The organism is Streptomyces sp. NPDC048696 (assembly GCF_043198895.1).
In the GTDB taxonomy this organism is placed as follows: Bacteria; Actinomycetota; Actinomycetes; order Streptomycetales; family Streptomycetaceae; genus Streptomyces.
On sequence record NZ_JBICVJ010000022.1, the window covers coordinates 61,260 to 74,581 of the forward strand.

14 protein-coding genes are annotated in these 13,322 nt (G+C 72.2%); 5 read left to right on the forward strand and 9 right to left on the reverse strand.

Translation table 11 applies throughout. The features are described 5' to 3' along the window. Positions 1-22: 22 nt before the first annotated feature. Positions 23-535: a MarR family transcriptional regulator gene (locus ACGFRG_RS32740; RefSeq protein WP_361429666.1), complete on the reverse strand. Its 513-nt coding sequence runs from the start codon at positions 533-535 to the stop codon at positions 23-25. Between the two features lie 93 nt (positions 536-628). On the opposite strand from ACGFRG_RS32740, the gene ACGFRG_RS32745 reads away from it, so the two are divergent. Beyond that, positions 629-1,885 (forward strand): MFS transporter, encoded by a 1,257-nt coding sequence (locus ACGFRG_RS32745; protein WP_393269837.1) that lies wholly within the window; start codon positions 629-631, stop codon positions 1,883-1,885. A 62-nt stretch (positions 1,886-1,947) separates the two neighbouring features. Next, positions 1,948-2,691, forward strand: coding sequence for a TetR family transcriptional regulator (locus ACGFRG_RS32750; protein ID WP_393269904.1), 744 nt, complete (start codon positions 1,948-1,950; stop codon positions 2,689-2,691). Positions 2,692-2,883: 192 nt separating this feature from the next. Here ACGFRG_RS32750 and ACGFRG_RS32755 read toward each other — a convergent pair whose 3' ends face one another. Next, a complete protein-coding gene (locus ACGFRG_RS32755; protein ID WP_393269840.1) occupies positions 2,884-4,440 on the reverse strand; it encodes an ABC transporter substrate-binding protein in 1,557 nt (518 codons plus the stop codon). 190 nt (positions 4,441-4,630) lie between these two features. After that, the gene (locus ACGFRG_RS32760; protein ID WP_393269843.1) at positions 4,631-4,906 is read right to left on the reverse strand and encodes an SCO4848 family membrane protein; all 276 of its coding nucleotides are present in this window, start codon (positions 4,904-4,906) and stop codon (positions 4,631-4,633) included. Positions 4,907-5,015: 109 nt separating this feature from the next. Between ACGFRG_RS32760 and ACGFRG_RS32765 the strand changes: the two genes are divergently transcribed. After that, complete coding sequence (locus ACGFRG_RS32765) at positions 5,016-6,347, forward strand: D-alanyl-D-alanine carboxypeptidase (protein WP_361429640.1); 1,332 nt, start codon at positions 5,016-5,018, stop codon at positions 6,345-6,347. Here the strand turns inward: ACGFRG_RS32765 and ACGFRG_RS32770 are convergent. Genes ACGFRG_RS32770 through ACGFRG_RS32785 form a run of 4 tightly spaced genes read right to left on the reverse strand, consistent with a single transcriptional unit; the run spans position 6,301 to position 9,216 of the window. Next, positions 6,301-7,284 (reverse strand): YihY/virulence factor BrkB family protein, encoded by a 984-nt coding sequence (locus ACGFRG_RS32770; RefSeq protein WP_361429638.1) that lies wholly within the window; start codon positions 7,282-7,284, stop codon positions 6,301-6,303. The genes ACGFRG_RS32765 and ACGFRG_RS32770 overlap by 47 nt on opposite strands. Next, positions 7,272-7,748 carry a GtrA family protein gene (locus ACGFRG_RS32775; RefSeq protein WP_393269847.1) on the reverse strand — a complete coding sequence of 159 codons (477 nt, stop codon included), beginning with the start codon at positions 7,746-7,748 and terminating at the stop codon, positions 7,272-7,274. The genes ACGFRG_RS32770 and ACGFRG_RS32775 overlap by 13 nt, the downstream gene beginning before the upstream one ends. Next, positions 7,745-8,686 carry a decaprenyl-phosphate phosphoribosyltransferase gene (locus ACGFRG_RS32780; RefSeq protein ID WP_393269850.1) on the reverse strand — a complete coding sequence of 314 codons (942 nt, stop codon included), beginning with the start codon at positions 8,684-8,686 and terminating at the stop codon, positions 7,745-7,747. The genes ACGFRG_RS32775 and ACGFRG_RS32780 overlap by 4 nt, the downstream gene beginning before the upstream one ends. Further along, a complete protein-coding gene (locus ACGFRG_RS32785) occupies positions 8,683-9,216 on the reverse strand; it encodes a phosphatase PAP2 family protein (protein ID WP_361429634.1) in 534 nt (177 codons plus the stop codon). Before ACGFRG_RS32785 ends, ACGFRG_RS32780 begins: the two co-directional genes overlap by 4 nt. A 198-nt stretch (positions 9,217-9,414) precedes the next feature. Here ACGFRG_RS32785 and ACGFRG_RS32790 point away from each other — a divergent pair, with 198 nt between their 5' ends. Beyond that, positions 9,415-10,767 carry an FAD-binding protein gene (locus ACGFRG_RS32790; protein ID WP_393269853.1) on the forward strand — a complete coding sequence of 451 codons (1,353 nt, stop codon included), beginning with the start codon at positions 9,415-9,417 and terminating at the stop codon, positions 10,765-10,767. Positions 10,768-10,802: 35 nt separating this feature from the next. Continuing rightward, on the forward strand, positions 10,803-11,558 hold the full coding sequence (locus ACGFRG_RS32795) for a decaprenylphospho-beta-D-erythro-pentofuranosid-2-ulose 2-reductase (protein WP_361429630.1): 756 nt from the start codon (positions 10,803-10,805) through the stop codon (positions 11,556-11,558). Between the two features lie 9 nt (positions 11,559-11,567). Here ACGFRG_RS32795 and ACGFRG_RS32800 read toward each other — a convergent pair whose 3' ends face one another. Continuing rightward, entirely contained in the window at positions 11,568-12,143 is a 576-nt protein-coding gene (locus ACGFRG_RS32800; protein WP_361429628.1) for a 2'-5' RNA ligase family protein, read from the reverse strand. Positions 12,144-12,238: 95 nt separating this feature from the next. Next, a complete protein-coding gene (gene trpS / locus ACGFRG_RS32805; protein WP_361429626.1) occupies positions 12,239-13,252 on the reverse strand; it encodes a tryptophan--tRNA ligase in 1,014 nt (337 codons plus the stop codon). Positions 13,253-13,322: the final 70 nt, after the last annotated feature.

Sequence of the window (13,322 nt, forward strand, 5' to 3'; positions counted from 1 at the left end):
AAGAACCGCCCCCGCGAAGCGGTCAGCGCGTCTCCGCCAGGACCATGACGCGGCGCAGCATGTCGTTCAACTGCTCCCGCTCGGTGGGCGACAGGGCGCCCAGGACCCGGGACTCCTCGTCCCCGAGTACATCCATCGCCCCGTGCCACGCCGCCCGACCGGACTCGGTCAGCTCGACGTGGACCCGGCGCCGGTCGGTCGTGGACGGCGTGCGGCGCACGAACCCGCGGCGCTCCAGCGCGTCGAGCCGCCCCGTGACGGACGCGGGCGCCAGATCCAGATCCGTGGCGAGCTGCGACGGCGTCGCCGTCCCCCCGCGCCCCGCCAGCTTGTGCAGCGTGTCGAACTCCGGCCGGTCCAGCGCGAAGTCGACGAGGGACTGCTCCCGTACCCGCCGCAGGTGGTCGGAGAGCTTCTTCATCCGGGTCACCGCGCCCTCGACCACCGGGTCGAGCCCCGGCAGCACCGGCAGCCACTGCTCCACATGCCCGTCGGTCCAGTCCCGCGTCCCGTCGGCCCCTGCTGCGCGCTCCATACCTTGATCGTACGTACGTCGCCGGAAGAAGCCATCACTTCGGCACCAGATATTTCGTTGACGAATTATTCGGTACCGAAATACATTGCGCTCATGAGCTCCCCACCCCACTCCCTGCCGCACCCCCTGCGCACCCGCTCGTTCCGGCTGCTGTTCATCGGCCGGTCGCTCTCGCTGCTCGGGGACGCGGTCATCCCCGCCGCCCTCGCCCTCGCCGTCTACATGGCGACCGGCTCCACCGGTCAGCTCGCGATCGTGCTCGGCTGCGCGATGGTCCCCAAGCTGCTGCTCCTGCCGTTCGGCGGGGTGGCGGGCGACCGCTTCAACGCCCGTACGGTCGCGCTCACCACCGACCTCGTACGGTGTGCCACCCAGCTCTTCGTCGGCTTCGAACTGCTCGGCGGGGACCCGAGGTTGTGGCAGATCGCGCTGGCCGAGGCGATCGGCGGCAGCGCGTCCGCGTTCGCGATGCCCGCGCTCGCGCCGCTGCTCACCGGCACGGTCGACAAGGAGAACCGGCAGCGCGCCAACGCCCTGATGGGGGTGGTCAACAGCGCGACCCGGCTCGGCGGCCCGGCGCTCGCGGGCGTGCTCATCCTCACCGCGGGACCCGGCTGGGCCTTCATCCTCGACGCCTCGTCCTTCGCGGTCAGCGCCGTGCTGCTGAGCGCGATACGGGTGCGCCATGTGCCGCCGGAGCGGCGCTCGCTGGCCGCCGACCTCAAGGAGGGCTGGGGCGAGGTGCGGTCCCGCGACTGGTACTGGACCAGCCTGTTCGCCCACTCCGCGTGGAACGGCGCGGCCGCCGTCCTGATGACGCTCGGCCCGGCCATCGCCTTCAAGGAGTTCGACGGGAAGACGTTCTGGCTGGCGTTCCTCCAGGCGGGCGCCATCGGGCTGCTGCTCGGCTCGCTGGTCGCCGGGCGCGCCCGGCCCAGGCGGCCCATCCTCACCGCGAACCTGGGCCTGGCCACCTACGCCCTGCCGCTCACCCTGCTCGCCGTCTCGGCCCCGGCGCCGGTCGCCATCGCCGCGTACGGCATCGCCCAGGCGGGCCTCGGCTTCCTCTCGCCGGTCTGGGAGACCTCGGTCCAGTCGGCCATCCCCGCGCACATCCTGGCCCGCGTCACCTCGTACGACTGGCTGCTCTCCCTGGCGGCGGCCCCCGTCGGCTACGCGCTCGCGCCGCTGGCCGCCGATGCCTGGGGGCCCGAAGTCCCGCTCCTCGCGGCCGCGTTGCTGGTCGGCGGGGCGTGCCTGGCGACGGCGGCGGTCCCGGGCGTACGCCGGTTCGGGCGGCCCGAGCGGACTCCGGCGGCGCGGCCGGAACCGGTGCCCGCGAAGGGGTGACCTGCGGCGAGCGCCGTCGGATGGCCGATTACGCTCGTGCCGTGCCAGCAGAGAACGAGCGTGTGCCCGTCGGGTCCGAGCCTTCCCACTCCGAGCCTTCCCGCAGCGCGTCGAGCCCCGCCAAGGGCGAGCAGACCCGCACCCTGATCCTGGAGACCGCCATGCGGCTGTTCCAGGAGCTCGGTTACGACAAGACGACCATGCGGGCCATCGCCAAGGAGGCGGGGGTCTCCGTCGGCAACGCGTACTACTACTTCGACGGCAAAGAGCACCTGATCCAGGGCTTCTACGACCGGATCGCCGCCGAGCACCAGGCGGCGGTCCGGGACGTGCTCGACCGCGAGACCGATCTGGAGGCGCGGCTCGCCGGGGTGCTGCGCGTCTGGCTGGACATCGCGGCGCCGTACCACGAGTTCGCCGCGCAGTTCTTCAAGAACGCGGCGGACCCGGACAGCCCGCTCAGCCCGTTCTCCGCCGCCTCGCAGCACGCCCGCGAGGCGGCGATCTCCGTGCACCGCGAGGTGCTGGCCGGGACGAGGACGAAGGTCCCGGCCGAACTCGCCGACGTACTGCCCGAGTTGATGTGGCTGTCCCAGATGGGACTCGTCCTGTACTGGGTCTTCGACCGCTCCGAGGACAGCGAACGCAGCTACCGCCTGGCGGCACGCGGCGCCAGACTCACCACCCGGGGCGTGTCCCTGGCCCGCTTCCGCGTCCTGCGCCCCCTGGTCCACGAGGTCCACGAACTGTTCACGGACTTCCTGCCGGGAATGGCGCAGACGGTGACGTCCCGCAAGCAGCGCTGAACCCTAGGGCCTGTCCGGTGGATCTGGCCGCCTTCGGTGCCGGTCGCCGTTTCGGTACTGGTGAGCGGGGTCGTGGTGCGTGCAGCTGCAAGGCGGAGGAGGGCGGCGACGCGGAGCGTCGGCAACCGACGACAACGCGGCAGATGTGCGTGCCACGACCGCGCGGCCCAGGCAAGATCCACCGGACAGGCCCTAGATCCACCCCAGCTCCCACAGCCTCCACACCCCCGTCCCGTCGGACAGATACTGCAACCCGCTCACACTCCGGTGGCTGACCACATAGTCCTTGCCCTGCCAGAGCGGAATCAGCGGCACGTCCTCCGCGACCTTGTCCTGGAGCGCCTTGAAGTCGTCGGCCGTCCGGCCCCGGTCGCTGTACTGCTGCGTACGCCGGATGATCTCGTCGACGGACTTGTCCGAGTACCCGGTGTGCAGGCTGTTGCCGGTGCCGACCAGCGGCTGGCTGAAGTTGTCGGGGTCCGGGAAGTCGGCGATCCAGCCCGCCGTGTACGCGTCGTACACACCCGCCGCGTAGTTCTTCTGCATCTTCGGCCAGTCGGACTCGGCGATCAGCTCGACCTTGAAGAGGTCGCCCCTCTCCAGCTGGGCCTTGAGCTGCTCGGCCTCCGCGCCGTTGGCCCCCAGCTTGCGGTACGCCAGCGTGAACTTCACCGGCGTCTGCACCCCCGCCGAGCGCAGCAGCCCCTTCGCCTTCGCCACGTCGACCTTGGGATAGGTGTCGAAGAACGCGGTGCTGTGGCCGGTGAAGCCCTGCGGGATCAGCGAGAACAGCGGCTCGACCGTGCCCTGGTAGACCGAGGCCGCCAGCGCGGGCCGGTCGATCAGCGTGGCCGCGGCCTCGCGGACCTTGGCCTTGGCCAGCGGACGGCCGAGGCGGACGTTGAGGTTGAGGTTGCGGGTCTCGGCGCCCGGCGTCTCGCTGATGCGGATGCTCGGGTCGCCCGGCGACAGCTTGGCGAGCACGGCCGGCGGCATCTCGCGGTGCGCCACCTGGACGTCCCCGGCCTGCCACGCCCGGTTGAGCTGGTCGGACTCGGCGAAGTAGTGGACCTCGACCGGCAGGCCCCTGCGGGTCACCGCGCCCCGGTAGTGCGGGTTGGGCTCAAGCACCGCGCTCTGCCCGCGCTTGTACGTCTTGAGCAGATACGGGCCGGAGCCGACGACCGAGTTGCCCTTGCGCAGCGCCTTGTCCGGGTACGCGCTGCTGTCGACGATGGCCCCGGCGCCGGTCGCGAGCTTCGAGGGGAAGGTCGCGTCCTTGGTCTTCAGATGGAAGACGACGTTGGGCCCATCGGCCTCGACCGAGCCGATGACGGCGAGCAGCGGGGACGGCCCCAGCTCGCTGTTGATCTTCGCCACCCGGTCGAAGGAGAACTTCACGTCGGCCGGCGTGACCTTGCGACCGGACGAGAACGTCAGGTCGTCGCGGAGCACGCACTGATACGTCGTCAGCTCCGGGCCGGTGAACTTGCAGCTGCGCGCGGCGTCCGGCACCGGCTCCGCGGAGCCGGGCCGGAAGGTGAGCAGCGACTGGTAGACGTTGCTGTAGAGCGCCCAGGAGCCGGCGTCATAGGCGCCGGCCGGATCGAGCGAGGTGATCACGTCGGTGGTGCCGACCGTGATCGGGTCCTTCTTCTGCTGATCGGACGGCAGCAGCTGCCATCCGCCCACCCCGACGACCACCAGGGCCGCACAAACCGCCAGAATCCGCATACGGATCGACCGCATCGCCGTGCTCTCCTCGGAACGCCCACCCGCCCCCAAGCTCTTAAAGAGCAGGGGGACCCCCCTCGCCGTGCCGAACCCCCTCGTGCACAGCCTGTGATGGCGCTCACCCAATCACACGGGTTTCACATTCGGAAGAGGAAATCTTCACCGCACAGGTACTCGTTGGCCGCGCGTGACAAGGGGGTTGAGGCTAGTCGTTAGCAGCCCGTGACCCGGCCGCACCTGCGGTTTCGGTACGCAGCTGGCGCAGCGAACGCAACCCGATGAGGCCGACGGCCGTCCCCAGAAGAAAGGACACGATGGCGAGCGTCAGGTGCACCCAGAAGTACGCGGTGGGGTCGCCGGCGGCGTCGAAGGCGAGCCCGCTGCCGTCCTTCCACAGATTCTTGACGAAAGTGGTCCAGATGACCCAGCTCCATCCTCCGAACGCGAGCAGGAACCAGGAGAGGGGGCGGTTGAGCTTCATGGGTTCAGTATCCGACGCGGGGGCCGGGCACCCCCGGGCGGGTGGGAGCTCCCGGCGGGTCCCCCCGCCGGTGTCGGGATCGCCGGGCCGGACCTGTACGTTCTCGTCCGTGTCTGCTGTGAAGAAGCCCGCGAGAATCGCACTGGCGGCGGCCGTCGCCGCGCTGCTGCCCGTACTCGCCGCCGCGCCCGCCGCGGCCGTGCCGTACGACGACAAGCCGGGCACGCCGGGCCCCTCCCCCAGCCGGTCGGCCTCGCCCGGCCCGTCGGCCTCCCCGGGCAAGCCCGGCGCCGACGCCAAGCCCGGCCGGACCCGCAAGGACCCCGACCCGCCGCCGGCCTCGATGTCGACGGTCGGCGGCGCGCTGCTCGGCCGGCCGGGCACCCAGGCCAAGCTCGGTCCCGGGGCGCCGGTGCTGCCGATGGATCTGTCGGGCCGTTCCTGGATCGTCGCGGACGCCGAGAGCGGCCAGGTGCTCGCCTCGCACAACGCGCACTGGCGGCTGCCGCCCGCCTCCACCCTGAAGATGCTCTTCGCGGACACCGTGCTGCCGACGCTGCCCAAGACCGAGGTGCACAAGGTCACCGAGGCCGATCTGGAGGGCGTCGGCGAGGGCAGCAGCATGGTGGGGGTCAAGGAGCACGAGTCGTACACCGTGCACGACCTGTGGCTCGGTGTCTTCCTGCGCTCGGGCAACGACGCGGTGCACGTCCTGTCGGCGATGAACGGCGGTGTGCCCAAGACCGTCCAGGACATGCAGGCGCACGCCGACGACCTCCAGGCGCTCGACACCCATGTGATCTCGCCGGACGGCTATGACGCGCCGGGCCAGGTCTCCAGCGCGTACGACCTCACCCTGTTCGCCCGCTCGGGGCTGCAGAAGAAGGACTTCCGCGAGTACTGCGCCACCGCGTCCGCGAAGTTCCCCGGCGGCGAGGGCAAGAACAACGAGCGCGACTACTTCGAGATCCAGAACACCAACCGGCTGCTCACCGGCGACTACGGCATCAGCCCGTACAAGGGCATCGCGGGCGTGAAGAACGGCAACACCACCAACGCGGGCGCGACCTTCACCGGGGTCGCCGAGCGCGACGGCCGGGTGCTGCTCGTCACCGTGATGAACCCGGACTCCGGCGAGAGCCAGGCCGTCTACAAGGAGGCCGCCCGGCTGCTCGACTGGGGCTTCGCGGCGGCCGGCAAGGTGACTCCGGTCGGCGAGCTGGTCCCGCCCAGGTCGGCGCTGCCCAGCGGTTCCGCGTCCAGCCGGGCCGGGGCCAAGGACCCGGTGAAGGCGACGGTCGCCGCCCGCAAGGAGCCCGGCTCCGGCGGCGTCGGGACCGCGCTGGCGATCGCGGGCGGCGCGCTGGTGGTGATCGCGGGCGCGGTGTTCCTGCTCAACCGCCGCTGGCCGCTCCCGGAGCTGGTCCGCCGGAAGAAGTGATCCCGGGGGCGCCCGGCCCGGTCGGCGAGGCGGGCTCGGCCGGGCCGTCGGGCTTCGCCGGTTCGTCCGCCCCGGCCGGCTCGTCCTCCTTGGACCCGGTGGCCGTCCAGGCCGCGCAGAACAGCAGCAGCTTCGCGGTGAAGTTGATCCACAGCAGCAGCGCGATGGGCACCCCGAAGGCGCCGTACATGCTCTTGCCCGCGACCCCCTGCATATAGCCGCCGAGCAGCAGTTTCAGCAGTTCGAACCCCACCGCGCCGATCAGCGCGGCGACCATCAGACGGCGGCGCGGCGGGGACACCCCGGGCAGCAGGGTCAGTACGTACAGCAGGACCAGGAAGTCGGCGGCGACCGCGACCGCGATGGCGGCGATCCGCAGCAGGAGCCGGCCCGCGCCGTTCTCGTCGATGCCGAGGTGGTTGGCGCTCCAGCCGACGGCCGTCGAGCCGACGGACGAGGCCAGGAACGAGGCGAGGCCCGCGCCGCCGAGGCCGAGCAGGATCCCGCCGTCCTTGAGCTTGCGCAGGAACGGGTTCTCGCCCTCCTCGTCGTCCCGGTCCCACACCGCCCGCAGACAGCCCCGCATCGAGCCGATCCAGCCGATGCCGGTGAACAGCAGCAGCGCCCCGGCGACGACCCCGACCGTGCCCGCGTTACGGGTGAGGTCCTGGAGGTTGAGCTGGTCGGAGATGCCGGGGACCTGGTCGGCGAGGGTGTTCTGGAGTTTCTGCACCCGGCCCGGGGTCAGCACGGCGGCGGCGACGGCCGCGCTGACCGTGAGCAGCGGGAAGAGCGCCAGGAAGCTGATGAAGGTGATCGCGGCGGCGAGCCGGGACCATTTCACCCGGTCGAGCCGCTCGTACGAGCGCCACACGTGCGTCCGCATGAAACGTGCCACCAGCGGCCCGATGACGGGAAGATTCTTCAGCCAGTCCATGAAGTCCGAGTACCCCTCTGAACCCTGTGCTCATCCGGGGGACGACCCCCGGCTCCCCGGCCGAAGACCAGGGTGCGGGTCCCCCAGAACCGTACGCAGGTGGCGAGCGCCATGCCGAAGACCGCGCCCGAGAGCGTGTCGGCGCGCGGCGAGGTGAGGCCGAGGCCGTAGTGCGTGACGCCGAGGCACAGCAGTTGCACGAGCGCGCCCGCGAGGTTCACCGCGAAGAAGACGACGTACTCGCGCCGCCCGGCCCGGCTGCCCCGGTAGGTACCGAAGGCGTTGCCCAGGTACGCGACCGTGCAGCCCACCACGAACGAGAGGGACTTGGCGGCGATCGGATCCCAGCCGAGGCCCGAGCGCAGCCAGACGAACAGGCCCAGGTCGGCGGCGTACGCGCAGATCCCGGCGAGCGCGAACCCGACGAGCTCGGCGCGCCGCACACCGGCATGCGCGCGCCTCACAGGTCCGCCACCGCGAGGCCGTAGAGCGCGATCCAGACCAGGCCGATGACCGCCAGCGCCCGGTCGTGCAGGATCACGTCCTCGGGGGCCCCGGCCGTGCCCCGGTCGGCGAACACCGCGTACCGCAGGATGCCGCCGATGAACGGGACCATCGACAGCTGCCGCCAGGGCAGCAGCGAGCCGCCCGTCATGCCGCCGCTCTCCAGCGCCCACATGCAGTACGCGAGGACCGCGACCCCGGCCGCGAGCTGCCAGACGAACCGCAGATAGCCGGTGGTGTACGCGTCCAGCAGCGCCCGGGTGGCGCCGCCGTGCCCCTCCATCTGGACGGCTTCCGAGTACCGCTTGGCGGCCACCATGAACAGCGCGCCGAACCCGGCGGTGATCAGGAACCAGCGCGAGAGCGGAATGGCGAGCGCGACCCCGCCGATCATCGCCCGCATCAGGAACCCGGCGGTGACGACCACCAGGTCGACGACGAGGACGTGCTTGAGCTTCACGCAGTAGGCGAGCTGCATCACCACATAGCCGGTGAGCAGCGTCGCGGTCATGGCGTTGCAGGTGAGGGCGGCGGCGAGCAGGGCGAGCACCGCGAGCAGGGCGCCGACCGCGTACGCGAGGGGCACCGGCACCTGTCCGGTCGCCACCGGCCGGTGGCATTTCTGCGGATGCGCGCGGTCGGCGGCCGCGTCGCGCGCGTCGTTGACGAGGTAGACGGCGGACGCGGCGGCCGTGAACAGCAAGAAGACGACGGCGAGTTGACGCAGGGTGTGGCGCGAGTCCAGCTGTCCGGCGGCGGCGGGCGCGGCGGCGACCAGCACGTTCTTGATCCACTGGCGCGGCCGCGCGGTCCTCAGCAGCCCGGCGGGCAGCGCGAGCGCCCGCCGCGCGGGCCCGGCCGGACGCTCGTCGAGGACGGCGAGCCCGGGCCGGTTCACGCGCTCGCCCCGGGCGCCTGCGGCCGCCGCATCCAGCCCGCGCCGAGGCGTGCCGTGGCGCCGCCGAGGAGGGCGCCGACCAGCACGTCCGAGGGGTAGTGGACGCCGACGACCAGCCGGGACACGCACATCGCGGCCGCGAGCGGCGGCGCGAGGCGGGCCCCGGCGGGCCGCAGCGCGCCGTACGCCACGGCCGCCGCGGCCGCCGAGGTGGCGTGCGAGCTGGGGAAGGAGTGCCGCCCCGCCGTGCGCACCAGCGGCTCGCGGGCGGGCAGCCGGGGCCTGGGCCGCCGCACCACCCGCTTGACCCCCATGCTGGTCAGGTGCGCGGCCGCGACCAGCGCCGTGCCGCGCAGCCAGCCGCCCCGCCGGTCCCGGTCGACGGCGGCGGCCACGGCCCCGGCCGCCAGCCACACCGCGCCGTGCTCCCCGGCCAGCGAGAGCGCGCGGGCGACGGCCGCCACGCGTGGGTCCGCCCCGCAGTCGCGCAGCGCCGACAGGAGCCGGCGGTCCGCGTCGGTGTACCGCATCTGCCACCCCGCTTCCGTAAGACAGCCCGCCGAGCGGCCGCAGTGCACCGCGTCGGCCGTACGCGACTCTCCCGGGCCACGGCGCCGGATCCGCGTCAATGCGGCTTGACACTCACTCAATCACCCATTTCGGTGAGTATCTGAATGAATGGCACATAACGCCACACATGCCTACCAACCGGCGCTACGGTCGGTCTCATGCCTGCCACCCCCCTGACCCCCGTGACCGGCTGGGGCCGCACCGCGCCGACGGCCGCCCGGCTGCTCGCGCCGCGTACGTACGAGGAAGCGGCGGCGGCGGTGCGCGCCCGCGGGCCGCGCGGGGCCATCGCCCGGGGGCTCGGCCGGGCGTACGGCGACGCGGCGCAGAACGCGGGCGGCGCGGTCCTGGACATGACCGGCCTCGACCGGATCCGCACCATCGACGCCGAGGCGGGCGTGGTGGTCTGCGAGGCGGGGGTCAGCCTGCACCGCCTGATGGAAGTCCTGCTGCCGCTGGGCTGGTTCGTGCCGGTCACCCCCGGGACGCGGTACGTGACGGTCGGCGGCGCGATCGGCGCCGACATCCACGGCAAGAACCACCACGGCTCGGGCTCCTTCACCCGCCATGTCCGCGCGCTCGACCTGCTGACGGCCGACGGCACGGTACGCACGCTCGCGCCCGGCGACGAGCTGTTCGACGCGACGGCGGGCGGCATGGGCCTGACGGGCGTGATCCTGTCGGCGACGGTCCGACTCCACCGCGTCGAGACGTCGTTGATGTCGGTCGACACCGAACGGGCGGCGGATCTCGACGACTTGATGGCCCGGCTGACCGCCACGGACCACCGCTACCGCTACTCGGTGGCGTGGATCGACCTGCTGGCGCGCGGCGCGCGCACCGGCCGGGCGGTGCTGACCCGGGGGGACCACGCCCCCCTGGACGCCCTGCCCGCCCGCACCCGCCGCTCCCCGCTCCGCTTCCGCCCGGGCCAACTCCCGCCCGCGCCACGGCACTTCCCGGCCGGGCTGCTGAACCGTGCCTCGGTGACGGCGTTCAACGAGCTCTGGTACCGCCGCGCACCCCGGCACCGCACCGGCGAACTGCAGCGCATCCCCACCTTCTTCCACCCCCTCGACGGCGTCCCGCACTGGAACCGGATCTACGGCCAGGGCGGCTTCGTCCAGTACCAGTTCGTCGTCGGATACGGGCAGGAGGAGGCGCTGCGCCGGATCGTGCGCCGCATCTCCCGGCGCGGCTGCCCGTCCTTCCTCGCCGTCCTCAAGCGCTTCGGCGAGGCCGACCCCGGCTGGCTCTCCTTCCCGCTCCCCGGCTGGACCCTCGCCCTGGACATCCCGACGGGCCTGCCGGGCCTGGCGGGCTTCCTCGACCAGCTGGACGAGGAGGTCGCGGGCGCGGGCGGCCGGGTCTACCTGGCGAAGGACGCGCGGGTGCGGCCCCGGACGCTGGCGGCGATGTACCCGAGGCTGGCGGAGTTCCGGGAGCTGCGGGCGCGGCTCGACCCGGACGCCGTCTTCACCTCGGACCTGTCCCGACGCCTCGACCTCTGACCCACCAGGCCCCCACACAACGGAGTCGGCAGCCCATGAAGGACGCCTTCGGCACCCCGCAGTCCCTGCTCGTCCTCGGCGGTACGTCCGAGATCGCCCTGGCCACGGCCCGCCGCCTGGTGGCCCGGCGCACCCGGCGGGTCTGGCTCGCCGGGCGCCCCTCGCCCGCCCTGGACGCGGCGGCGGCCGAGCTGCGCGAGCGCGGCGCGGACGTGCGCACGGTCGCCTTCGACGCGCTGGACGCGGCCTCCCACGAGTCGGCGCTGGCCAAGGTCTTCGCCGAGGGTGACATCGACATGGTGCTGCTGGCGTTCGGGATCCTGGGCGACCAGGTCCGCGACGAGAGCGCCCCGCTGGCGGCGGTGCGGGTCGCCCAGACGAATTACACGGGTGCGGTCTCGGCGGCCCTGGTCTGCGCGAAGGCGGTGCAGTCCCAGGGCCACGGCTCGCTGGTGATCCTGTCCTCGGTGGCCGGTGAACGCGCCCGCCGGGCCAACTTCATCTACGGCTCCAGCAAGGCCGGTCTCGACGCCTTCGCCCAGGGCCTGGGCGACGCGCTGCACGGCTCGGGGGTGCACGTCATGGTCGTCCGCCCGGGCTTCGTCCGTACGAAGATGACGGCCGGGCTGCCCGAGGCCCCGCTGGCGACCACGCCGGAGGCGGTCGCCCGGGCCATCGAGTCGGGCCTGCGCCGCCGCGCGGAGGTGGTGTGGGTGCCGGGGACGCTACGGGTGGTGATGTCGGCGCTACGGCATGTGCCGCGGCCGATCTTCCGGCGACTGCCGGTCTGAGGGGTGCGCTTACGCCCGTACGGACGGCTCGTCGCGTGACGTGCCCTGGGCCGGGACGCCGCTGAGCCCGAAGCCGTACTCGTACAGCTTGCGCCAGACGCCGTCCGCGCCCTGCTCGTAGAGGGCGAAGCCGCCGCAGGTCCACTCCGCCTCGAAACCGGCCAGCTCCGCGTACGCCCGGTCCATCCCCTCCTCGGAGATGCCGTGCGCCACCGTCACATGCGGGTGGTAGGGGAACTGCAGCTCGCGCACGAGCGGGCCCGCCTCGTCGCGGACCCGCTGCTGGAGCCGGGCGCAGTCCGGCCCGCCGTCGACGACCTGCACGAACACGACCGGCGAGAGCGGCCGGAACGTCCCGGTGCCCGAGAGCCGCATCGGGAAGGCGCGCCCGGCCGCCGCGACCTCGGCGAGATGCGCCCGGATCGCGGGCAGCCGGGCCGCGTCGACCTCGGTGGGCGGGAGGAGGGTGACATGGGTGGGGATGCCGTACGCGGCGGGATCCCCGAAGCCCGCGCGCCGCTCCTGGAGCAGGCTGCCGTACGGCTCCGGGACCGCGATCGAAACGCCGAGCGTTACGGTCCCCACGTCGTTCTCCTCCATCGTTGTCCGGGTACGTCTGTGTGCGTCAGTGTGCAGTGTGGCCCTCGCGCCGCCGTTCTGCCAGAGCCGTCAGGGGCGTCTCAGTGCTTCGCGGGCAGGAACCCGACCCTGTCGTACGCCGTCGCCAGCGTCTCGGCGGCCACCGCGCGGGCCTTCTCGGCGCCCTTGGCCAGGACCGAGTCCAGCGTCTGGGGGTCGTCCAGATATTCCTGCGTACGGGTCCTGAACGGGGTGACGAAGTCCACCATCACCTCGGCGAGGTCCGTCTTCAGCGCCCCGTACATCTTGCCCTCGTACTCCGTCTCCAGCTCGGCGATCGTCTTGCCGGTGAGGGTGGAGTAGATCGTGAGCAGGTTGGAGACGCCCGGCTTGTTCACGGCGTCGTACTTGATCACCGTGTCGGTGTCGGTGACGGCGCTCTTGACCTTCTTGGCGGTCGCCTTCGGCTCGTCGAGCAGGTTGATGAGGCCCTTCGGCGTCGACGCCGACTTGCTCATCTTGATCGACGGGTCCTGGAGGTCGTAGATCTTCGCCGTCTCCTTGAGGATGTACGGCGCCGGGATGGTGAACGTGGCGCCGAACCGGCCGTTGAAGCGCTCGGCGAGGTCGCGGGTGAGCTCGACGTGCTGGCGCTGGTCCTCGCCGACCGGGACCTCGTTGGCCTGGTAGAGCAGGATGTCCGCGACCTGGAGGATCGGGTAGGTGAACAGGCCGACGGTGGCGCGGTCCGCGCCCTGCTTCGCCGACTTGTCCTTGAACTGCGTCATCCGGGACGCCTCGCCGAAACCGGCCAGGCAGTTCATGACCCAGGCGAGCTGGGCGTGCTCGGGCACATGGCTCTGCACGAAGAGCGTGCACCGGTCCGGGTCGAGCCCGGCGGCGAGCAGCTGGGCGGCGGCGAGCCGGGTGTTGGCGCGCAGCTCCGCCGGGTCCTGCGGAACCGTGATCGCGTGCAGGTCCACGACCATGTAAAAGGCGTCGTGGGACTCCTGGAGAGCCACCCACTGACGGACCGCACCGAGGTAGTTGCCGAGGTGGAACGAGCCTGCGGTGGGCTGGATTCCGGAGAGCACACGAGGACGATCAAGGGCCATGTTCATCATTCTCTCAGGTGGCGCCGACAGCTCGGAAACCGTCGCCGGTACGAACCCGGGCGCGCGGGCC